Genomic DNA, 22,965 nt, shown 5'->3' with positions numbered 1-22,965 from the left:
CCGGGCGCGGATTAGTTGACCTTCTCGGCTGAGGGCGGCGTCCACTTGCCCTCCAGAACTTCTGCCTTGGGCCAGTAGGTACGCTGATACAGCGAGAAGTCGCCTTTCGGTGCCGGGATCCAGTTCGATTCCTTGTCTGGCCCTGGTGACTCATTCTGCACGTAAAGGGTCAGTGAGCCGTCGGCGTTGCGCTTCAGATTCTTGTTCTTCGTGCCAAGCGAATAGCGATTAAGCGAATTGGGCTCGAAAAGGTGATGCTCGTTATAGACCGTAAGCGACCAGAAGCCGTTGACTGGCGGCAGCTTCTTATAGGTCACCGTATAGTGGTTCGCACCGTTGAGCCGGCCGCCCTTGCCGTCGACATCCAGGTAAAAGTATCGCGTCTCTTCGGGGCGATTGACGTACATGTTCGAACGCGAAACGGCCGTGCGCGTCGCGTAGTCGTATCCAAAACGTCCTCCGTTGGGTGCCGTTGTCCAGCCATTACCCACCGGAATCCCGTTGTTACTGAACTGGAAGAGCGGCCCGACGAGATTCTTCTCGGCATCGACGGCGACCTGCTTCAATTCTTCCTTGATGGCGGGGTCTTTCGCCGCCGCATCCAGAACCGACTTCATCTGCGCATACAGCGCTTCCTCGCCCGGTAACGGCGGCACTTCGCGCAGGACGTCGGGCAGTTCGTCAAAGAACGTTTCCGGGTCAACCCATTTCGTCTCGCCTTCGCCCTGCTGCGCCGGGGCGGGGAACGTCGGCACCTTCGCCCAGTCTTTGGTCTGTGCCTTGCCCGTGTATTTGCTGAGCGGATAGATCATGATCCTGTCGAGCACGGGCTGTATCGCTTTACGATCCTCATCGGTGTCGTCCATGAAGATGCGGGGCGCCATGCCGATCAGATCCGTCGGTGAACGGAACACCCTGGTGATGCCTTTGGGAATGGTGCCCTTCCAGTTCGGGCCGACCACCATGTAGATCCCCGGCCGGGTCCCGTATTGCTTACCGAGGCCGCCGAAACTATTGCTGCGCGCATCATAGAAGGCGTACACCCAGAACCGTTTGCCGAAATCCGGCACCTGAATGATGACCGGATCCTTATCCACGGCCGCAAAGCCGAAGCCGTATACCACGTCCTGATTCGGGCAGGTGACGAAGCGCTCCTCAGGCGCAATGTAGTCCGTCAGCATCGTGATGTAGCCAGTTGGCGCGACAGGCAGGATGCCGCCGAGCCGACCGGGCTCCGGCGACTTGTTGAATGTGGCGCGCCGGTGACGTGCGTTGATCAGCGGCCAGCCCCAGAGATACGCCATCCGCCCAACTGTCGCCACATAGTCCTTCGTCATGACGATGCCCGCCGTCGGCGGGCTGACATTGCTGCTCGCCGGGATCGGCATGGTTTGCTGGGCGTGTGCGAAACTAGCTGTACTGGCTACCAGCAACGCGATAACACCGTGTCCCAATGTTTTTGTTGCACTGCGCGAAACGTTGACGCTCACTATTTTCTCCCTGGATTTTGGCTGAGGGCCGTCGGCGCCATGGATTCAGTCGACACGAAATTGCTCTCGATTCTTTCCTCTGATCCAGTTGGGCGGACGCCCCATTCCATTCCACGTTTCCCCCGTTTCGGGATGGCGATACCTTACGAGATCCGACAGATCCGGGCCGAAGAGCTGGTCCGGGTTGATACCGTAATCCCTGATCTTGCGACGCATGTCGCTGATAATCTGGCGCAATTCCTGGCGGCGCAACTGCTCCGCTTCGGCCTCCAGGGCACGAATGCGTTCCTTGATTTTACGGTAGTTTTCAGCCATGAATTTGGCCTCGACTTCGTGGTGTACAACTTAAGATAGCGATGTCCCGAGGTGGGCGTTATCCAAAAAGCGAAATCTTTGCGGAGAATTTTCCATGCCATTTGAGTCAACCTATTTGCGACACACCTATTCGGGCTTTGAGCCGGCGCAGGCCTTCAATGTCGTCTATGGCGGAAGTTTTGAGCACCGTCTTCTCTCTTCGAAGTGCGCGACCATGGTGCATCAACGTCTGACGTTCGGTGAGATCAGGCTGGAAACCGGCTGCTACGACTTTCCGGTGATTGCCCGGGGCAGCATGCCACGCGATTCAATATGCATAGGCTTCATGGCAGAAGGCGGTGACGTTACCCGGTACAACACCGTTTCTATCGGTGAGGAAGATATTCAGATCTACCCCGCAGGTGTGGAGCTTCTTTATCATGCCTCGGCGTCATCTCGCTGGATCAACTTCACAATTCCGGAAGAGCGCCTTCAGGAAACAGCGGTGGCCCGAACAGGGCGACCGCTGGAATTGCCAGGCCGCTTCGCTAGTTCAGTGCGCCTTCGAGCCGGCGGCCGCGCTGCGCTCACATGCCTGGCCGACGATGCAATGGGAATCGCAAGATCGCTAGAACCCACGGGCGGCATCGCCGCCGAACTGGCGACCGAAATGTGTCAGTCGATGACGGCAGGATACGTCGATGCGCTGGCCGCTGCGCCGCCTGTGTGCACGTCAGACGGGTCGGTCACCGAACAACGCCATCATCATCTGATCCTCGCATGCGAGCGGCTGGTCATGTCTGATGAGGCCGATATAACGCTTTCGGAGATTGCCCAACGAAGCGGATACAGTCTGCGCGCTCTCCAGCTGATTTTTCGCCGCAGCGTGGGCATGACACCGGGCCGATGGTTTCTGAACACCCGACTGAACGGCGCATTGCGCGACCTGCTGGTCGCGGGGCCGACTTGTACCGTTGCCGACGTCGCGTTCCGATGGGGTTTTCGCCATATGTCGCGGTTCTCGGAGCAGTATCGCAAGGTCTTTGGTGAATTGCCGGGCAGGACTTTAAGCCGCTCTCGTGATCGGCACGAGTTTGTCCGCTAAAGCGTCATCGCGACGTCAAGACAGTCAAAAGGTGGTTGACCGTCTCGAACCGGCATGAGCGGCGATCGTTTCGCAACGATTTCGCTTTTCGGATACCGCCTTTGACAGCTTCGAACTACGTTATCTGTGGGCAGTTCACATCGTAAAGGCGGCGGCGATACCTTCAGAGCCGACGGGCTTCAATTTCGCGGAATCAAGAAAAATGCAAGTGATGCAATTCGGTTGGCCTAGAAGGATATCCGGGTGCTTCGCTGCGACGCTGCTGGCGTCTGCACCCGCATACTCTCAAAGTGACTCCGAACTTGCAAAGCAACTGAGCAATCCGGTTGCCGCATTGGTCAGCGTTCCGTTCCAGTTCAACTACGATGGGAATATAGGTCCAAACCGGGACGGCGACAAATACCTGTTGAATTTTCAGCCTGTTATCCCGTTTCGCCTGAACGACAACTGGAATCTCATTTCGCGCACCATCGTGCCGGTGGTTTCGCAAAGCAATATTGCCCCAGGATCCGGTTCACAAACCGGACTAGGCGACGTTGTTCAGAGTTTTTTCTTTTCGCCTTCGAAGCCCACAGCAAATGGACTCATCTGGGGCATAGGCCCTGCGCTTCTGTTGCCTACCGACACTGATCGGCTGCTCGGAGCCGGAAAGTGGGGCGCCGGACCTACGGCGGTGCTGCTCTGGCAGGCGAACGGATGGACTTATGGCGCGCTTGCCAATCATATCTGGTCGTTTGCGGGGAACGGCAACGGGCCGGGGGTTAGTTCGACATTCCTTCAACCCTTTCTCAACTACACAACGAAAGATGCGTGGACTTTCGGCCTGAATACGGAATCAACTTATGACTGGAACCGTCACCAATGGTCGACCCCGATCAATGCGACTGTCAGCAAGCTGCTCAAGTTTGGGAAACAGCCAGTCAGTGTGGGCGGGGGCGTGCGCTACTGGGCGGCCAGTCCCGATTCCGGGCCTCATGGATGGGGTGCGCGTCTCGTGGGCACGTTGCTCTTTCCCAAATGAGGCCGCGCCCCATCCATGCAGTGGGGAAGATCTTCTGCGTAACCTGAACACAATGCGAGGAGTTTTGATGAGTACAGTCTTCCCAGAATGATGCGGCTCCAGGCAACGATACCTCTCATGACCATTGCCGACAGCGGGATGAATGTCGTGATTAACTTGCCAGGCTATTCCGAGGCCGCGCGGATTAACCCTATTCCCATTGGAGCCTCGATCCTGATGAGTCTTCTTGCTGTGTCCGGCTGTGTCGCGCAGGGTTACCGCACGAAAAGCAGGTGCGTGCAGAGAACCGTCACACGCCATGCATATTGGATTCAATAACTGGAGAACATCGTGAAAACGTCGAAGTGGATTTTCTCTTGTATCGCCTCTGCTTCTATTGCGTTTGGCATCGTCGCGTGCGGTTCATCCGGTACAGCGCCAGAAAATGGTGTGGTCGTAAGCGGCGCTGTCCCGACCGATGACCAGATTGTCTCCGCATGGGACTATCTCTACGGACGTTACCTGGTGTTGCAGCAGGAGAATCACGACATCAACGTCGAGAAAGTGGGCTATAACAGGATCAAATACAATCCGCTCGGGTCGGCCCAGTTTGTGAATCCGAACCTGGATGTCGCCTATCTTGAAGCATGGCTCGCAGCGGACAGTAGTCACGCCGTTATCCTCAACGTGCCTCGGGTCACGGGGCGTTACTACACAGCTCAACTGCTCGACGGGTGGGGCGAGGTCATCACCAATATCAATGAGCGAACCTACCCCGACCATCCGTATGGAAAATTCGCGCTGGTGATCAAAGGCACTCATCCGCCGGTGCCAGCTGATGCCGTCAAGATCGAATTACCCTCGCCTAAAGCGAAGTTGCTTGCACGGGTGGAACTCAAGGGTTCTCCCAAAACCGCGGTACGGTTACAGCATCAGTTCACTGTGGATGCTTCACCCGAGATCAAAATTGATCCGCCTTTTGACGTACCGGAATTTACGCCGGCAGCCCCTATCCGGGCAGAAATTTTTGACCACGTGAGCGAAGTGCTCGCTACCTGCCCGGACCCGATGCCGAAGGCTCCCGAGCTTCAGGCATTAGCAAGCAACGTTGCCAGTTATGTGAAGAGCAGTGCCGCCGCCCGTGCCCGGGTCGACGACCTGATCAGGACGAGAGCGATTCCTGAATTCTTCGCGGGGACTAAAGGCTTCGGCACGCAGAAGGGCGGTTGGTCGGTCAGCTATGTGGTGGGCAAGTTCGGCGATGACGTGATGGCACGTGACATCATCAACTACGGCGGCCTGTGGGCGAATGTCACCAGCGAGGCGATCTACTTCGTGGGGCAGAAAGACGGCAATGGGCAACCGCTTGACGGCAGTCGAACGTATGAAATCCGCTTTCCGAAAGGTGGCAAACCGGATGCTCATGTTGATGGCTTCTGGTCGGTCACGCTGTACAGCGTGCCTGACTATCGCGTCGTGCCCAATGCAATGCACCGCTACAACATCAATAATGTGTCCCCGCTAAAGACCAATGCGGATGGAAGCACGAGTATCTGGCTAGCACCCGTGCGGCCGAAGAACGCGCCGCAAAGCAACTGGTTACCCACGCCTGATGGCAAGGGATTCTCGCTGAATTTCCGCGCATACGTGCCGAAGCAGGACGTGCTGCAGGGTGAATGGTTTCCTCCGCCGATCGCTCTGGCGAAATGAGTCAACGTATATTATTTTTTCAGAACGACGCTACCGAGTATGACGACCTTAATCGCGAGGCTGACAATGTCTGATCAGAACGATGTGAATTCCACACGAAGGCTTCTTACCTTGCTAACCGGCGCGTTGCCGCTCGCGTACGCCTCTCTCTCGGCGTCTCCGCAAACTGCGATGGCGGCTGAGACCAAAGGGAAACCCGATACTCATGGGCGGCCGCCAGCGCCCACGGCCGCTGCGGAAACCCAGCCGCCTACAGGGATAAACATGCCTCCGGGTTATGCGCAGACGATCGCGCGCATGGCCTACGTTTGGGGATGGCCGCTCGTCAACATGGTCAACCGGTACACGTCTTTCACGCAGGCGCCGAAGCCGGGTCTTTTGAACGGCGTGGTGCCGGTCGCACCGAGCGGCCAGGTCGGCATGCTGTCGCATTATGTCGATCCGTCCGAGACCTTCGTTACGTGCCCGAATCAGGACGTGGTCTACGGCCTTGGATTCTTTTCTCTCGACGACGAACCGGTCGTCGCGCAGGTGCCGGATTTCGGCAACAGGTTCTGGGTCTACGCGCTATACGACGCGCGCACAAACCAGTTCGGTCATCTGGGCAAACCCTACGGTACACGGCGCGGCTTCTATCTGCTTGTCGGGCCAAACTGGAAAGGTTCCAAGCCCGCCGGTATCACGGAGATCGTGCGCAGTCCGACGGCGCTTGCTAACGCGATCCCACGTATCTTCATGAATGACACGCCTGAGGACCGGAAAGCGATTCAGTCCGCCGTCGACCAGGTCGTTTTCTATCCGCTGAAAGATTTCAACGGGCATATGAAGACGATTGACTGGAGCGAGGCACCGACGTTGCCCGGACCAGAGTCGAATGGCGAGGAGACAAAATGGGTCGTCCCTGAAAAGTTTTTTGACGTGTTTACCCACGTGCTCGACTCCGTGCCTCCACTGCCCGGCGAAGAAGCGCTCTACGCGCAATTCAGGTCGTTGATGGAAGTGGCGAGCCGTGACCTGGACATCCAGAAATTGCTGGTCTCCACCGCCACGGACACCGAACGTGATGTTATCCAGCCATTCTTCCAATGGCGGTATAACGGGCGGCCAGCCGGCAACGGATGGAACCGCTCGACCAACAACGCGCAGACGGGTCTCGACTACTTTGACCGTACGGGAACGGCCAAATCGAACATGTTCGACAATCGTCCCACCGAAACGCAGTACTTTTATACGGATAACGACGTGACGGGCGAAGCCCTGAGCGGTGCGAACACGTATGAGGTTGTCTTCGCGAAAGGAGAGGAGCCACCGGTGAACGGATTCTGGTCAATGACGCTCTACAACGAGAAGCATCTTTTTTACCCGAATTCCCTCAAGCGCTATTCACTCGGCACTAAGAACGCGGATTTGAAGCGCAATGCGGATGGTTCGCTCACCCTTTACGCTGGATCGAAGTCGCCGGGTGGCGATCGGGAGTCGAACTGGCTGCCGGCGCCGGACGGCGTGTTCTCGTTGTACATCAGAGCCTATTGGGGCAAAGCGCCAATCCTCGATGGCTCCTGGAAGCCGCCCCAGATTCGTAAGGCAGTCTAACCAGGGTGTGGGAGACTAACGCGGCGCCACGTTGGCAGGTTTGCCTACAAAGCGCCGCAGCTTGACACGATGACCGATGGTGAAGACGCAAACGATGTCGGAAAGCTGTGGATGCGTCCGTCGCTTGGGCGTCGGAGGTGCACTCCTGCGTTTTCGGTTTGGCCAACGTGCATTCGGAACCACGTGGAGAGTGCGCGTCGTTAGCGCGCTTGTCATCCTGGGCAGCCTGCGGCTCGCTCCCGAAACGGCTACCGCCCAGGCGTCGTCAGGACCCGCATTTACCGGTCCGGATGTGCAGCGGCGTGCTAACGCAGTGCTCGCCATGCTGTCCTTCACCGTCACGCCCGATCTGTCAGCCAGCACGCTCGGCATCCGAAACGGAGCGACCGGGAGTCCGTCGCTGAATATGACGCAGTTCGGCGGTGGCTTTACCTTGAGTCCGAACTTTCCCCTCTATCTGGAGGGCGCATTGGGCGCGTCACGCTACGATCCCACGTTCCTCGTGTCGGACGGTCAGGAACAACGCGCGCTGCCAACACGGTGGACAAACGTAGCGGCAACGGGCGGCATCGGCTGGGATTTTCCGCTTAACGAAAGCAAGGATCTGGTCATCCGGCCAATCTTTAACTTTTCGCTCGGCGAAGTGTTGAGCGACGCAACGGCGGCTCAATTCCTCATTAATCACAAGACCGACAAGAACATTGATTTCATCCAGGGCGGTTCGCTCAATGCCTACGGACTCGGCGGATCATTGATGCTTGGCTGGTATCCGCGTATGGAACCCTACGAGTTCGACCTTGAACTGCGTTACACGGACATCTACCTTCAGAGCTTCGGTTCGTCGAGCGGGGTTCGAGGTTCGGCCAACGCGGAGTCCACCAACCTGTATGCGCGCTGGCGCGCGCCGACAGGATTGCTGGTCTTGCACCGTCCGCTGCGCTACGTCCTCGAACTCTCTCATTCGACGTATCTCGGCAGTCAGGCAAACATCCTGGGATTCAATCAACTGACGTCGCTTGGCGCGGGTTTGGAAATCGACACAGGCGCGGTGACGAAGCTCTTTTCCCGGTTACGCGTTGTTGCGCGATATGCGTTCGGTAAAGACGTCACCGGCGCATCGCTTGGTCTCGCACTTAGCTTCTGATCTACGCCACGCGGCACTCGTGCGTAAATTCCTGCCGTTGCTGAACGGTTCATGTAATGAGTGATCACTCAGCGTTCAAGCACTGGAGTTGCTGCGAAAATGATTGCGATACTCTCGCGGGCTGATGCCTTGAAGCCGCTTGAAGCACCGGCTGAAATTCGACATTTCGCTAAAGCCAGTGCGTTCCACGATCTCTCCGATGGGTAGCGAAGTCTGCCGCAGATACCAGCATGCCAATTCGCCGCGCGCCTCATCGATCAGGTCTTGATAGACGACCTTTTCCGTACTCAAGCGCCGCGAGAGGGTGCGCTTTGAGATGGCGAGTCGAGAGGCAACGTCTTCCAATGTCGGCCAATTCGGCGCCTCGGCATTGATCAACTGCCGGATGCGTGCAGCGAAGTTGCCCGCGATCTTCGTGAGTTCCTCTTCGCCGGCCATGCTCGTCAGGCGATGCAGGTAGGCGTCGGCGGTTTGCGACGCCCGCCGCGTGATTTCAACTGGAAAACCGATGCATAGCGTCGGCTTGTCGAAATGCAGGCATCGCGATAACGCGCTTTGCGACATGCGTATGTCTGCGGGAGCGCGCCACGGGAAGTGAATGAACCCGTCCTTCAATGTGATCGTTTCGGAAATCGCCTTGAAAATATTCAGGATGGCGACCGCCGTAGCGTATTGCAGAAAGCGCTCGTATTCGCGCAGTTTGAGTCGCGGCGTCAGTTCTATCACGGCCAGTTTTTCGTCCTCGACGTAGCGATAGGAAAAGAGCCCGTTACGCACGGGCACATAGCGCACTACGGCCTTCATCGCGTCGCCTATCGTTGGACTCGACAGCGCCGCGAGTCCCATAGGCCCGTGCGCGGCGCCGGGAATGGCGAGTCCGACTTCGATACCGGTGAGCGGCTGCGTCACCGCGGAAATAGCATCGAACGAAGGCAAAAAATCGATTACCGGAAGCAACCTCGGTTGCCCGGCCGGCGTACGCGGGACCGGCAGACTTCGCTCTTCAAGCGTCTTGGCGAAGATCTGGAAGTAGGACGTATGAATGCTGGGCGTAAACCAGCTGGCCGGAATGTCGCGTCCTTCGCCTGCCTGCGTGCTTCGGCTAGGCCCAGTCATGTTTATCCCTATCAGCCATTGATTTTGGCATCATATGATAAATTTATGACACGAACAAGCCTGTGCCAGCGGTATGGGTTCGAACAGAATGGTCACCAGCTCGAAAGGATCCGGCAGTCGGATCGGCGATACGAAAATAGAGAACTGGAGACACCATGCAATACCCACATACCGGCACATCCGGAGGGACGATCCATGTCGTCTAATGCCTCCTCCAAAAATTCTATCCCTGTCGCTGCGGAAAAAAAGCACGAACTCTACCGTTTGACCAATCCGCCGAAGCTGGCATGGCCCACGTTGCTCCTCATGCTGTACGTTGTCGCCGGCACGGCTCTGGTCGACGTGGCCGCGCTTAAGGGCGCGATTCCACTGTGGGCCGGCATGCTGCTGAACGTCGTGACGATGTGGCCAGTATTTCACGTGGCTCACGATGCGTTGCATCGCGCGGCGTCGTCCAATCTGACGCTGAACGACTGGATTGGCCGCGTTGCGCTTCTCATCGTGGTGCCGCATGTCTCGCTGGAAGTATTCCGCTACTCGCACATGATCCACCACCGGTTCACCAACGACCCGCAGGATCCGGATCACTACGTGCATGGCCAGTGGTGGAACATTCTGCTGCGCTGGATGAGTTTTGATCTTTACTACGCCTGGTACAACTTCCGTAGCAACGACCCGCGGGGGAAGAAGACATTGCGGCAAACGCTGCCCTTCGTGGTGGCCACCATCGCGATTATCGCGACGCTCTGTCACTTTGGGTACACGCGCGAAGTACTGTTGCTCTGGCTCATTCCGTCGCGCATTACGCTCGCACTGATTGCGTTCGTCTTTCTGTGGCTTCCTCATCTGGACGGCGACGAAGAGGGCAAGCTCGTTCACATCACGACAGCGACGTCGACGAGTAACAACCTCACTGCCGGCACGACAGTGCGGATCGGCCATGAGGGTCTGCTCGATCCGCTAATGCAGTGGCATAACTACCACCTGATTCATCATCTCTGGCCAACAACGCCGTCGTACAACCATCGCGCGGTCTGGAAACTGATGGAGCCTGAACTGCGTGCTCGCGATCTACGTATCCAGCACGGCTTTGACCTGATCCCGAAGCTTCATCCCGGCGGAACCACTGCGGTCGGGTCGCATTGACACGAGGTACGAAAGTGAAGAAATACCGCTGTTCCTATTGCGCGCACGTTTATGACGAAGCGAAGGGCGATCCGGATTCGGGTATCGCTCCGGGCACCCGCTTCGACGATATTCCCGACGATTGGAGCTGCCCTGAGTGCGGTGCCTCGAAGGGCGACTACCACCTGATCGAAGACTGACATTTCAGCCGGGACAAACCCGGCGCAAGGCGAACGGACCGAAGATCCAGCCAGACAAACGGAGACAATAAAGAATGAGATTCGTAAAAGCATTAGTCGGACTGCTGGTGATTCTGGGACTGACTGCCGGACTGGTTTTTTACTGGGCAACGTCCCGGCTCGCCCACGACAACCCGCGCGCACCGCGGCCGCAATTCCAGAACTATGAGCTGTCTTCCGGTGTGGCCGACGGCACCGCCAAACCCTCGCCTACGGGCTACGCTGTGGACAGCGCGGGTCATGGCTGGATTCTTCCTGAAATGCCCGAGGCGCGGCCGCTCGATGTCCACACTGCGGCCAACAGCAAGCGCGATCTGACCATCAAATCGTGCTTCTGGCCCGGCCCGCGTGCGCGCAGCGGCGTGTACACGAACGACACGGATTCGTTTCACTTCGAGAACCAGTTTCCGGATACAGCAACGACGTATATTCCGACGGCGTTCAAATTGCCGCCCGGTGCGAAGCTCGTGATCAAGGGCAAGTATCCGCACATGCGGCACTGGAACTTCAATACCTACAATCCGCAGGGATTGCCGCAGGACGCGTTGAGTGACATCGACATCAACCCCGACCCGGGGTCGTCGAATCCATTCCGGCCTGGCGTGCCGCGTGACGTCGAAACGCGCAACTACACGGTGTATGTCGTGAGCGGACCGGCACCGTCGACGCGCGCGCCGAATACGCTCTACACGAACGCCGACGCGGGAGAAGAAGTGTTCCTGTGGATGCGCAACTTCGTCCCGGACCATAGCATCGACTATGTGGGTGGCGTGGGCGTGCCGCAGGTTCAGTTGCAAATGGCCGACGGTAAGGTGCTTGATGAAGCGTCGGCTTGCGCCGCAACCGATACGCCGATGCGCGGCAAGCAATTGGCGCATACCGTCAATCCGGTTGCGTGGGAAGTACTGACACATTTGCCATGGGTCGACACGGCGAACGTCGGCGCCAGCAACAACACGGTGCAGTCGTTGCAGGCATTTTTCAATCGCAAGCAGGTCGTGCTGAACATGTTTATTCCGGCGCTCTCGCCGTCAGCCCCTGAAGTGCTCGGTGGATGGTGGAGTAACCGGGCGACGCGCTACGGTTATCTCTACCTGAGCCGCAACTTCGGCAAGGTGTATGTGGCAACGGGCCAGTTGCCGACTACGCCGAAGACGTGGGACGGCCAGGTGGAAAACTCGCCCAATTCGCAGGTCCGCTATATCTCCTTCTGCACGGGCGGTGCGCTCGCTGCCGCAACGACGACCGACTGCCTCTACGATGAGCAGATCGAGCGAACGCTCGACAAGTCCCGCCATTACTACATCGTTATTTCGCGGCCTGAAGATCGTCCGAAGAATGCAACCGAGCAGTGCGGTGTTGCCTGGCTCGACTTCGGTAACGGCGACGGCATGGTCAGCGGTTCTCCTGACTCGGCGATTCTGATCAACCGGCACACGATGATCAACCCGTCGTTTGAACAGAGCTGGTTTGCAGTAAAAAAGCCGGGCACCGAGGCACAGGTCATGGGTGACTACTTGCCTCATGTGATCAACATGCGCGAGAAAGACCGTTTCGAAGCCTTGGGCTGCCCCGTGAATACTTCACGGTTGCAAAGCGTCCTTGCCGCTAATTAAGCATGAAAGGGACGCGCGTGACTCATTCGGAACATGACTACATTGTGATCGGCGGTGGCTCCGCGGGAAGCGTGATGGCCGGCCGGTTGAGCGAAGACACTCGCTCGCACGTTCTGCTGCTGGAAGCGGGCGGTCGCGGAGACAGCGCCGTCGTGCGCACGCCGGCGGCCGTCGTCGCGATGTTGCCGACGCGCCTGAACAACTATGCGTTCGAGACAGTCCCGCAGCCCGGGCTCAACGGGAGAACAGGCTATCAACCTCGCGGGCGATGTCTCGGTGGATCGTCGGCCATCAATGCGATGGTTTATACCCGCGGCCATCGCACTGACTATGATCATTGGGCCTCACTCGGTAATCATGGCTGGTCATACGACGAATTGCTTCCGTACTTTATTCGCAGCGAGAACAACGGCAACATTCATAACGCGCTTCACGGCAATAAAGGTCCGCTGCATGTCAGCGACCTGCAAAGCGGTAATCCATTTCAACAAATCTATCTTGAAGCGGCTCGCGAAGCGGGTTATCCGCTTACCGCGGACTTTAACGGTGAGCAACAGGAGGGGGCTGGCGTCTATCAGGTGACCCAGAAGAATGGCGAACGCTGGAGCGCAGCGCGTGCGTATCTTCATCCGCATCTGGGCAAGCGCGGCAACCTCGACGTTCGCGATGGCGCGCAAGTCAACCGTATTGTGTTTTCCGGCAAGCGAGCAGTGGGCGTCGAATATCTGCGCGATGGAAAAACGCTGACCGCCGCCGCGCGAAAGGAGGTCATCCTGTGCGCCGGGGCGTTCCAGTCGCCGCAACTGCTCATGCTTTCCGGCGTGGGGCCGGCGGATCAGTTGCGTCAACTCGGCATTCGCGTGCTGCACGATTTGCCGGGTGTGGGCGCGAATCTTCAGGATCATCCGGATTTCATTTTCGGCTATGAAGCGGAGAGTCTGGACCTGGTCGGCTTTTCCGCCGGAGGCGCGGTTCGCATGGTGCGGGAAACCGCGCGTTATCTGCTTAAGCGTCAGGGTATGCTCAGCAGCAACTTCGCGGAAGGCGGCGCGTTTCTCAAGACCGACCCCGCCCTTGCTGCGCCGGATATCCAGTTGCACTTCGTCGTCAGTCTGGTCGAGGACCACGCGCGCAAGCTTCGTCTCGCGCATGGATATTCGTGTCATGTGTGCCTCCTGCGGCCGCAAAGCCGAGGCACCGTCAAGCTTGCGAATACCGATCCCCGATCGGTGCCGTTGATCGACCCGGCCTTCCTGTCCCATGAGGACGACCTCGAAACGCTGGTCAAGGGCTTCAAGGCGACGCGCCGGTTGATGGACGCCGCCCCGCTCGCGCGCTTTCGCAAGCGGGACCTTTTCACCGCCGACGTGCATAGCGACGCGGACATCAGGCGTGTTCTGCGCGAACGCGTCGATACGGTGTATCACCCTGTCGGCACCTGCAAGATGGGCATCGACGAGATGGCCGTCGTCGATCCGCAACTGCGTGTTCGCGGTCTTGATGGCCTGCGCGTAGTCGATGGTTCGATCATGCCGACATTGATCGGCGGAAACACGAACGCACCGATCATCGCGATTGCAGAGCGTGCTGTGGATCTCATCCGGCAGGCAGCGTAATCGATGCTGCCCAACCATTCCGAACGACCCGAATTACATTCCGCACCATGACCAAAAAACCCTGGCTGAATAGTTATGGCGACATGCCCCACGACATCGATCCGGAGGCCTGTCCCGATCTGGTGACGATGTTCGAACGCGCCATGCTGCGTTTCGCAGACAAAAGCGCTTTCACGTGCCTTGGTCAGACGCTGACGTATCGCGATGTCGACATGCAATCGCGCGCCTTTGCAGCATTTTTGCAATCGCATCTGAAAATCGGCAAAGGCGATCGGGTTGCAGTGATGATGCCGAATCTGCTCGCGTTTCCGATTGCGATGATTGGCATTGCCCGGGCGGGCGCTGTTCAGGTCAGCGTCAATCCGTTGTACACGCCGCGCGAACTGGAACATCAGCTTAACGATGCAGGGGCGACGGTGATCGTCGCATTCGGCGGGGTGGCTTCGACGGTAGCGCAAGTGGCGAGCCACACCACGCTGCGTCACATCATCACCGTTGGGTCCGTTGATCCGGCTTTGACGGAACCTGCCGGGGCAACGTTGGAGCACGCCGTTCCGTTCGACCATGTAATCGAAGCAGGAAGCCGTCTGATACTGGAACCCGTTATGTTGAACGGCGACGACCTGATATTCCTGCAATACACAGGCGGCACAACGGGCGTGTCGAAAGGCGCCGCGCTGTCTCATCGCAACCTCGTTGCCAACGTTGTGCAGTTCAAGGCGGTCAATGCCGGCAATCTGCGCGAAAGCGAAGAAGTGGTGGTCTCCGCGATTCCGCTGTATCACATCTTCGCGTTGATGGTGAACTTCATCACCTACTTTTCGGTCGGCGGCCATAACTGGCTCGTAACGAATCCTCGTGATCTCGATTCGCTCGTCGACGTATTCAAAGCCTCCCGATGCACGATCTTTACCGGCGTGAACACGCTGTTCGCGGGGCTGGCCTCACATCCGCGAATAGGCGAGGTCGATTTCTCCTGGCTACGTATGGCGGGAGGCGGCGGGTCTTCAATTATCGAGGCGACCTCCGCGAAGTGGAAGGCTGTGACCGGCGTCTTCATCCGTGAAGGATACGGTCTTTCGGAAACGAGTCCGATCGTGAGTTTCAATCCGTCGTACGTCACGGAATTCAACGGTACGACTGGCGTGCCTTTGCCTTCGACCGATATCAGGATCCTCAAAGACGACGGTTCCGAAGCCGGAATTGGAGAGACGGGCGAGGTTTGTGTGAAGGGGCCGCAGGTGATGCGGGGTTATTGGCAAAAGCCTGAAGCGAACGCTGCAGCCTTTGCAGAGGACGGCTATTTCCGCACTGGCGACATCGGCTTACTCGACAAGCGCGGCTTTCTCAAGATCGTGGACCGCAAGAAGGACATGATCATTGTGTCCGGCTTTAACGTCTTCCCGAACGAACTCGAGTCCGTGATCAGCGCATGCGAAGGCGTGCGGGAGTGCGCGTGTGTCGGAGTCGAGGACGAGCGGACGGGGGAAGCGGTCAGCGCGTACGTCGTGCGAACGTCCGGTTCAACGCTTGATGCCGAGACCTTGATTGCCTATTGCCGCAGTCAACTCACGGCTTACAAGGTGCCCAGGCACGTTGTGTTCGTCGACGTGCTGCCTAAATCGACTGTCGGAAAGGTGTTGCGCAGAGAACTGCGCTCATAAGACGGTCCTCGCCTAACGTGGCCCAAGGAAAAATATGAATGCTCCCATGACGCTCGCGGATACACCGCTAATTCCGGCGGATTTCGTTGACTGCCACCACACTCAACGTGAAGCGTATTTGCAGAATCCCGTACCGTCCTATCGAGAACGCTTAGCCGATCTCGCCAGCCTTGCTCGCATGATCAAGGAAAATAAAGACGCGATTGTCGAAGCGATTAATCGGGACTATGGCAACCGCTCGGAATTCGAGACGCTATTCGCGGAGGTCTTCGTCGTACTCGAAGGAATCAAGGCGACGGCGAAGCAGCTCAAAAAATGGATGAAACCGCAGCGCCGCCATATCGACGTTCTGATGTATCCGGGCGCGTCGAACACGTTGATCCCGCAGCCGCTGGGCGTCGTTGGCGTAATCGTGCCGTGGAATTTTCCCGTCAATCTGACGTTCTGTCCGCTGACGGCCATTTTCGCTGCCGGCAATCGCGCCATGGTGAAGATGTCGGAAAACTCGCAGCATCTTGCCGGCTTGCTCATGCGAATCAGCCCGCGCTATTTTCCTGAAACCAAGCTCAAGTTCTTCGATGACGCAGGCGGTCGTGGACCGACGTTCTCTTCGATTGCGTTCGACCACCTGCTATTCACCGGCTCGGGCACGACGGGGCGTGCAGTAATGGCAAACGCCGCGCGCAACCTGACGCCGGTGACGCTCGAACTGGGCGGCAAGGCACCGGCAATCGTCGCGCCGGACTTCTCGATCAAGACGGCGGCGGAACGCATCATGTGGGTAAAGATGTTCAACGCAGGCCAGATCTGCACGAACGTCGACTACGTATTCTTGCCGGAGCAATCGGTCAACGAATTTGTCACGCACTGCAAGCGCCTTTTCGCGGAGCGATTCCCCGACATAAACGCGAACGACTATACGTCGATCATCGATCAGCGCTCGTACGACCGTCTGCAGCACACGCTCGACGACGCCCGCAGCAAGGGCGCGACACTGGTGAATCTCGCGGAAGGGCAGACGCCGGACAAGGCGCTGCGCAAGTTCGCGCCGCACATCGTGTTGAATCTCAACGAAGACATGCTTGCGTCGCAACGCGAGATTTTCGGCCCGATACTACCGGTGCGGACCTACCGCGACAAGACGGAGGTTGCGAAATACATCAACGCGCACGACCGGCCGCTTGCCATTTATCCGTTCACGCGTGACAAGGATTTGCAGAACTTCTATATCTCGCACGTGATGTCAGGTGGCGTGTCGGTGAACGAAGCGCTGCTTCATGTCGCGCAGCATGATCTGCCTTTTGGTGGAGTGGGACCGAGTGGTATGGGTCACTATCACGGGCGCGAAGGGTTCAATACGTTTTCAAAATTGCGTCCGGTGTTCCGTCAAGGACCCTGGTCGGCGATCCAATTGCTTTTTCAGCCGCCGTATAAGGGTAAGGCGCTAAAGGCGATGAATCTTCTGATCCGGATGAAAGGATGAATAGCGTGACGCAGCAAAGCGGACAGTATGACGAAGGCGTTGTGATCATCGGTGCGGGACTTGCTGGCTGGAGCACCATCCGGGAAATCAGAAAGCGCGACGCGTTGACGCCCATCACGTTGATTAGTTCGGATGACGCGCATTTCTATTCGAAGCCGATGCTCTCGAACGCGATCGCGCAAAAGCGGCTACCGTCCGACCTGATTACTACACCGGCGAGTCAGCTGGCGCAGACGCTCGACGTGAAACTGATGGCGCGCTCGTATGTCATGGCGATCGATACGAATGCGAAGACTCTGCAGGTGTTGAGTCAAGACGGCAGGGAAGCGATGTTGTCGTATCGCAGTGTTGTTTTCGCAACGGGAGCGGTGCCGGCTCGCCTGTCGATTGACGGGGACGGCGGGCGGGTAGTTTCAGTCAACAATCTTGAGGATTACCGTATCTTTCGCTCGCACGTGGAAGAGGCACCGAAACGCGTTCTGATTATTGGAGCGGGTCTGATAGGTTGCGAATTCGCCGACGATTTAGTCTCCGCTGGTCACGAGGTGCGCGTGGTCGATCCAGTATCGCGTCCGCTCGCGTCGATGTTGCCCGAACCCGCGTCGTTACTTATGAGAGACGCGCTGGCGAAAGCCGGTGTTCAGTGGCATTTCGGCGCAACCGTCGAGAAAGTGGAGCACTTGAGCGACCAGACGTTGCACGTCACGCTCTCGGCAGGCGCTCAATTCATTGCAGACGTGGTCTTGAGCGCTGTGGGCTTGCGCGCCAACACCGAGTTGGCGCACACGGCGGGAATTCACTGTGATCGCGGCATTGTCGTTGATGAATTCCTGCAGACTTCAGCAACGGGTGTCTATGCCATTGGCGACGTTGCGCAGTACTTCAACGCGGGCAACACGACGCTGCCCTACGTGATGCCCATTCTGCACGCGGCAAAAGCGTTGGGGGCGACGATTGCGGGAGAAAAAACCGCCGTCAGGTTTCCTGTGATGCCAGTTTCGATCAAAACGCCGTCGCTGCCAACCTCGGTCGCCCCGCCCGCACCCGGCGTCCAAGGCAGTTGGAGGCCACTGGGCGATCCGAGCCATACGGCCTGGCGTTTCCTCGACATGGAGGGAAGGCAGACCGGGTTCGCGCTGATGGGTGAACACGTCGGACAGCGCGCAACCATGATTAAAGCAATGTCGAACTGAGAGAACGGCGTATCTCTGGCTGTGAAAAGAAGCATCCGGCGTATCAATGTTCTCTTGAATACATCATCGAGAAGCGCACAAGAAAAAAGCCATTAATTAAAAGAGGAGACAACATGAAGAAGCAATTCGCAGCGGGATTTGCGCTCGCGGCTATCGCAGGTGCCGTACACGCACAGTCATCAGTCACACTGTACGGAACCGTGGATGCGGGACTGATGACGCAGACGTCGTCGGCCGCATCCTATAGCACGGCGGCAAGGAATGCGGGGAGTATCGTGCGCTACAAGGACGGTGGTGTCTATACCAGTTTGTGGGGCATGCGGGGCGCCGACGACCTTGGCGGCGGCTACAAGGCGACGTTCCAGTTGCAAGGCAGCTTCGATACCGGCTCAGGCAAGTCTGGTCTGGGAGACACTGGTGCAGCTTCTTCGTCGATCTTCAACATGGCCGCGAATGTCGGGCTTTCCGGCGCTTTGGGTTCGATCAAGATGGGACGGCAATATGCCCCGATGATTCTCGCGCTGGCGGATACGGACGCACGGCACGCCGAGTACTTTGGCAGCGTTCTGACGGCACTCCTCGGACTGAACTCCGCCGCGGGCTGGGTTGGCGCGAGCACGAATGGATCCATCGGTGCGGTCTACGACAGTAACGCGATCGTCTACACGTCACCAGCGATCGCGGGCTTTTCGGCATCGCTCGAGTATGCGCCGGGCGGCGTAGCGGGCAGCATTCAGGGCAATACGCGCGAGTCGGCGGTGCTTCAGTACAACGGCTATGGCCTGAAAGCCGCGGCAATTTACTACAACGGTCACGACACGAACCCGGGCGCCGCCACGGTCTTGAGCGGACTCGACAATAACCGGTTCATGTCGTTGAGCGCACTCTATACGCGCTCCGGCTTTTCGATCAGCGGTTCGTACTCGAATGGACGCAATCCCTCGAACTCGGGTGCGGCTGATTTCAACATGATCACTGGAGGCCTCGCCTATGCGTTTACGCCAGCGCTTATGGTTTCTTCTGGCGTCTATTACATCAAGGACAGGAATCATTCTGCGAACCAGTCGACGGCCTTCTCGCTGAGTACCGAATATAGTCTGTCGAAGTCCACGTTGGTGTACGCGGACGCCGGCTACGTCGATAATCGCGGTGTAATGAATCAGGCGCTGGAGTATGGCCAGCCGGTCGCCCCGGGCGTGGGCACAAGCGCTTTCATGGTCGGATTGCGACATAAGTTCTGAGCTACGTAGGGACGCGTCGGGTGAATGACCGCAGTGCTGCCGAAGACCGTCGTTGGCCAAGCCACAGCCCAATGTCAGCTCCGGGTCGAGGCTGTGTGGAAACGCGCGGCGCAGAATTTGACGTGTAACGAATCTGCTTCGGCGAGTATAGAGCCGCGATCCGCTCTCGCAATCAATCGATCAACCAGGGAGAGTCGGGGGGAGCGATGTCTCGGTGTGAGTCGTTTTTCACCCTATGTTGAGAATCTGGGCGCTTCACGCGCCGACCAGCCTCATTGCTCTCATGGTTCTCGAGAACCCCAGTATCGCTATCACGCGCTTGAGGTTGTACGCCAGCACATGCAAGCTCATCTCGGTGCTCACGTTCGGTAGTGTGCGGGTCAGGAAGTGCGTGTAGCCCATCCAGTGCTTGAACGTCCCAAAGACGTGTTCGACTGTCCGCCTTCGCACCATCATCGCATCCGGCATTCTGTCGAGCCTCCGTTGAGCGGCATCCAACACCGACTCGTGTTCCCACCGGGTGATCCGCCGATAATCGCTCGGTGTGCATTGCGATTTCATTGCGCAGCGAGGGCATGCACTGCTCCAGTAGCGATGCAGTTGCATGCCATGCTCTTCACCGGTGAAGCGGTAGATCGCTCGTTGTCCAGCCGGACAAAGGTATTCGTCATCCCGGGTGATATAGACGAAGTCCGCTTTGTCGAAGCGGCCATGGGCTCTTGCGCTTGACGTCGTGTTCTTCGGCAGAATGGCTGCAATGTCCGCATCCGCGCATGCCTTTATCTGCGGACCGCTGTAGTACCCACGGTCAGCGATGGCTTTCAGTTTGGTCCTACCCATCGCGTCGCGAGCGGCTTGCGCCATCGGACTGAGCTGGGCACGGTCACTGCCGGAGTTTGTTACCTCATGGGCGACGATGAAATGATGCTTGGCCTCTACGGCCACCTGCACGTTGTAGCCCACCATCCCCGAACCTCTTCCGCTCGTTGCCATGGAGCGCGCATCAGGGTCCGTCAGCGAGAGCTGACCATCGGGCTGCGTCTTGAGTTCTTCCTTGATCTGCTCGAGGCGACGCATTTGTCCACGCAATTGCTCGATCTTCTCTTGCAGCCGGGTTGTCTTTGCTTCCAGCTCCGGGGGCTGCGTCCGGTCAGCCGTTTCAAGCGCACTCAGGTAACGCTGGATACACTCTTCAATCTGCTGCTGCCGCTTGTCGATCTTGCCAGTCGTGAAGTTACGGTCGCGAGTATTGGACGCCTTGAACTTGCTCCCGTCAATGGCAACCAGTGCTTGTGAGAACAGCTTGAGATCGCGGCACAGAACGACAAACCTCCGGCAAACGTTGCGAATGCCTGTGCCGTTGTCCCGCCGAAAGTCGGCTATCGTCTTGAAGTCCGGTGCTAGGCGACCCGTGAGCCACATGAGCTCAACATTGCGTTGGCATTCCCGCTCCAGACGACGACCCGATTGAATCCGGTTGAGGTAGCCGTAGATGTACATCTTCAACAGCACTGCCGGATGGTAGGAAGGGCGACCTGTCGTCGATGGTGTGACGCCATTGAAACCCATCGATTCCAGTTCGAGCTCCTCGACGAAGGCCTCGATGATCCTCACCGGGTTATCCACGGCAACGAAGTCATCCAGGCATTCGGGCAACAGTGTTACCTGCTTGCGGTCTTCGCCTTCTATGAATCGCTTCATCCGGTCACCCACGCTGAATGAGTTAATTCAGTTTAGGCGATCGATGCGTTTTCACACAGCCTCGGTCGCGTGCTGCCGCTCGTGGAACGCACGGGTCGATCGCACGACGATGGGCAAGGTACGGCCCACTCGAGCCGTTCGCCGGATACCGTGCGCGTTCTCGGAAACCCAAGAGGAATCAGTTGCGCACACGGAATCGCGTTGTTCATCCTGTTCGGCACGCAACCGACCATGGTCGATGACACTGGAGGTAGGACGTAGTCGTGCGGGAAATGCCCCGAGATATACTTCCTGCATGGAACACGACCCCCGCGACCTCGATAAAATCAGTGCCGTCACGTTGCAGCACTACGACGCGCACGCGGAAGATTTCCGCGACGCCACGTACGACCACGACGTCACGCAGAACATCGCGGCGCTGCTGCACCATATCGAAGTCGAGCCCCCTCTTACGATCCTGGATTTCGGCTGCGGGCCGGGGAGAGATCTCAAGGCCTTCACTACACTCGGTCATTGCGCGATCGGCCTCGATGGCGCCGAGCGCTTCGTTGCAATGGCACGTGACGCGACTGGCTGCGACGTCTGGCAGCAGGATTTCCTGCATCTCGATTTGCCGGCTGCGCACTTTGACGGCATTTTCGCCAACGCCGCGCTGTTCCATGTCCCGAGTCAGGCATTGCCGCGCGTGTTGCGGCAATTGCACGCGACACTGAAGCTCGGCGGCGTGCTGTTCAGTTCCAACCCGCGCGGCACGAATCAGGAAGGCTGGAGCCACGGCCGCTACGGCGTCTTCCATGATCTCGAAGCATGGCGCCGATACATGGCGGGCGCGGGATTTGTCGAAATTGAGCACTATTACCGGCCCGCCGGCTTGCCGCGTGAGCGGCAGCCGTGGCTAGCCAGCGTGTGGCGCAAGGCGGTCGCCTGAAACGCTAGGGGCTGTCATCATATGCCCGCGTTGGGCTTGGCAGATGCTTGCCCTCGAGCCACTTTGATGCAGCGCAAAGCAGCCGATTTGCAGCACTGTCCATCGCGCAGAGAAACGGCCAGTCGTGGATTTCGCACAATCGGCAGAAGCGGGGACGCCTGTCGCGTATCCGCTGCAATCAGAGATCGATCGAGGTCTGCGTCGGACCGGGTTCGGACGATCGTCGTCTCCGGCAATGCGACATCCGACCGGCGGGTTTACATACAACAACAGCCATCCAGGGCCGGAGCGTCAAAAGTCGTTTACTTTCAATGGATAGGGTGAGGGGGTTGTAAACAACAAGCGCGCGGGGTTTACTGTCGATTTTTCGGAGACCACAGATGCGCATGGAAGTGGCTGCGCTGGTGGAGGCGTTCGCGGACCTTCCGGACCCGCGGGTGACTGGACGCTGCGATCACGATCTGCTGGATATCGTAGTGCTGGCACTGTGTGCGGTGATGTCAGGCGCCGAAGGCTGGGACGACATCGAAGACTGGGGTGTGGAGGCGGCAGGCGTGGCTGCGGCGGTATCTGAAGCTGCGCAACGGTGTTCCAGGTCACGACACGATCCGGCGGGTGTTTGTGTTAGCGCCGGTGTAAAAGCGACGTTAAACGACGACGCAAGGTTGAGCGAATTACTCAAGAACAAAGGGGCCACGCGGGCCCCT

20 protein-coding genes are annotated in these 22,965 nt (G+C 58.1%); 16 read left to right on the top strand and 4 right to left on the bottom strand.

The window, feature by feature from the left end; translation table 11 throughout:
- Window positions 1-11: 11 nt before the first annotated feature.
- On the bottom strand, window positions 12-1,490 hold the full coding sequence (locus LPA37_RS26485) for a DUF1254 domain-containing protein (protein WP_229014136.1): 1,479 nt from the start codon (window positions 1,488-1,490) through the stop codon (window positions 12-14).
- A gap of 45 nt (window positions 1,491-1,535) precedes the next feature.
- Window positions 1,536-1,805: an H-NS histone family protein gene (locus tag LPA37_RS26480; RefSeq protein WP_229014135.1), complete on the bottom strand. Its 270-nt coding sequence runs from the start codon at window positions 1,803-1,805 to the stop codon at window positions 1,536-1,538.
- A 94-nt stretch (window positions 1,806-1,899) separates the two neighbouring features.
- Here LPA37_RS26480 and LPA37_RS26475 point away from each other — a divergent pair, with 94 nt between their 5' ends.
- The 6 genes from LPA37_RS26475 to LPA37_RS26450 all read left to right on the top strand — a co-directional run bounded on the left by LPA37_RS26475 (window position 1,900) and on the right by LPA37_RS26450 (window position 8,336).
- Entirely contained in the window at window positions 1,900-2,889 is a 990-nt protein-coding gene (locus LPA37_RS26475) for a helix-turn-helix domain-containing protein (RefSeq protein WP_229014134.1), read from the top strand.
- A 202-nt stretch (window positions 2,890-3,091) separates the two neighbouring features.
- On the top strand, window positions 3,092-3,910 hold the full coding sequence (locus tag LPA37_RS26470; RefSeq protein ID WP_229014133.1) for a transporter: 819 nt from the start codon (window positions 3,092-3,094) through the stop codon (window positions 3,908-3,910).
- A gap of 117 nt (window positions 3,911-4,027) precedes the next feature.
- Entirely contained in the window at window positions 4,028-4,228 is a 201-nt protein-coding gene (locus LPA37_RS26465; protein WP_229014132.1) for a hypothetical protein, read from the top strand.
- Between the two features lie 12 nt (window positions 4,229-4,240).
- Window positions 4,241-5,599, top strand: a complete 1,359-nt coding sequence (locus tag LPA37_RS26460) for a DUF1214 domain-containing protein (RefSeq protein WP_229014131.1) — start codon at window positions 4,241-4,243, stop codon at window positions 5,597-5,599.
- Between the two features lie 66 nt (window positions 5,600-5,665).
- Window positions 5,666-7,192: a DUF1254 domain-containing protein gene (locus LPA37_RS26455; RefSeq protein WP_229014130.1), complete on the top strand. Its 1,527-nt coding sequence runs from the start codon at window positions 5,666-5,668 to the stop codon at window positions 7,190-7,192.
- Between the two features lie 76 nt (window positions 7,193-7,268).
- Window positions 7,269-8,336, top strand: a complete 1,068-nt coding sequence (locus LPA37_RS26450; protein WP_229014129.1) for a hypothetical protein — start codon at window positions 7,269-7,271, stop codon at window positions 8,334-8,336.
- Window positions 8,337-8,411: 75 nt separating this feature from the next.
- Here LPA37_RS26450 and LPA37_RS26445 read toward each other — a convergent pair whose 3' ends face one another.
- Entirely contained in the window at window positions 8,412-9,245 is an 834-nt protein-coding gene (locus tag LPA37_RS26445; protein WP_229014128.1) for an AraC family transcriptional regulator, read from the bottom strand.
- A gap of 471 nt (window positions 9,246-9,716) precedes the next feature.
- Here LPA37_RS26445 and LPA37_RS26440 point away from each other — a divergent pair, with 471 nt between their 5' ends.
- The 8 genes from LPA37_RS26440 to LPA37_RS26405 all read left to right on the top strand — a co-directional run bounded on the left by LPA37_RS26440 (window position 9,717) and on the right by LPA37_RS26405 (window position 19,629).
- The gene (locus tag LPA37_RS26440; protein WP_229014127.1) at window positions 9,717-10,598 is read left to right on the top strand and encodes a fatty acid desaturase; all 882 of its coding nucleotides are present in this window, start codon (window positions 9,717-9,719) and stop codon (window positions 10,596-10,598) included.
- A 14-nt stretch (window positions 10,599-10,612) separates the two neighbouring features.
- On the top strand, window positions 10,613-10,777 hold the full coding sequence (locus LPA37_RS26435; protein ID WP_229014126.1) for a rubredoxin: 165 nt from the start codon (window positions 10,613-10,615) through the stop codon (window positions 10,775-10,777).
- 74 nt (window positions 10,778-10,851) lie between these two features.
- The gene (locus LPA37_RS26430) at window positions 10,852-12,432 is read left to right on the top strand and encodes a hypothetical protein (protein WP_229014125.1); all 1,581 of its coding nucleotides are present in this window, start codon (window positions 10,852-10,854) and stop codon (window positions 12,430-12,432) included.
- A 17-nt stretch (window positions 12,433-12,449) separates the two neighbouring features.
- Entirely contained in the window at window positions 12,450-14,048 is a 1,599-nt protein-coding gene (locus LPA37_RS26425) for a GMC family oxidoreductase (protein WP_407672627.1), read from the top strand.
- 47 nt (window positions 14,049-14,095) lie between these two features.
- Window positions 14,096-15,712 (top strand): AMP-binding protein, encoded by a 1,617-nt coding sequence (locus tag LPA37_RS26420; protein WP_229014123.1) that lies wholly within the window; start codon window positions 14,096-14,098, stop codon window positions 15,710-15,712.
- Window positions 15,713-15,758: 46 nt separating this feature from the next.
- Window positions 15,759-17,195: a coniferyl aldehyde dehydrogenase gene (locus tag LPA37_RS26415; RefSeq protein WP_267478211.1), complete on the top strand. Its 1,437-nt coding sequence runs from the start codon at window positions 15,759-15,761 to the stop codon at window positions 17,193-17,195.
- Window positions 17,192-18,388, top strand: a complete 1,197-nt coding sequence (locus LPA37_RS26410) for an NAD(P)/FAD-dependent oxidoreductase (RefSeq protein WP_229014121.1) — start codon at window positions 17,192-17,194, stop codon at window positions 18,386-18,388. Before LPA37_RS26415 ends, LPA37_RS26410 begins: the two co-directional genes overlap by 4 nt.
- A gap of 113 nt (window positions 18,389-18,501) precedes the next feature.
- Window positions 18,502-19,629 carry a porin gene (locus tag LPA37_RS26405; protein WP_229014120.1) on the top strand — a complete coding sequence of 376 codons (1,128 nt, stop codon included), beginning with the start codon at window positions 18,502-18,504 and terminating at the stop codon, window positions 19,627-19,629.
- A 255-nt stretch (window positions 19,630-19,884) separates the two neighbouring features.
- On the opposite strand, the gene LPA37_RS26400 is transcribed toward LPA37_RS26405, so the two are convergent.
- Window positions 19,885-21,330 (bottom strand): IS1182 family transposase, encoded by a 1,446-nt coding sequence (locus tag LPA37_RS26400; protein ID WP_229014119.1) that lies wholly within the window; start codon window positions 21,328-21,330, stop codon window positions 19,885-19,887.
- Between the two features lie 295 nt (window positions 21,331-21,625).
- On the opposite strand from LPA37_RS26400, the gene LPA37_RS26395 reads away from it, so the two are divergent.
- On the top strand, window positions 21,626-22,258 hold the full coding sequence (locus LPA37_RS26395) for a class I SAM-dependent methyltransferase (RefSeq protein WP_229014118.1): 633 nt from the start codon (window positions 21,626-21,628) through the stop codon (window positions 22,256-22,258).
- A gap of 380 nt (window positions 22,259-22,638) precedes the next feature.
- On the top strand, window positions 22,639-22,965 hold a 327-nt coding region (locus LPA37_RS26390), incomplete at its 3' end, for a transposase family protein (RefSeq protein ID WP_229014117.1).

The organism is Paraburkholderia gardini, assembly GCF_907164545.1.
Classification (GTDB): domain Bacteria; phylum Pseudomonadota; class Gammaproteobacteria; order Burkholderiales; family Burkholderiaceae; genus Paraburkholderia; species Paraburkholderia gardini.
This window is presented reverse-complemented; position numbering and strand designations above follow the sequence as displayed.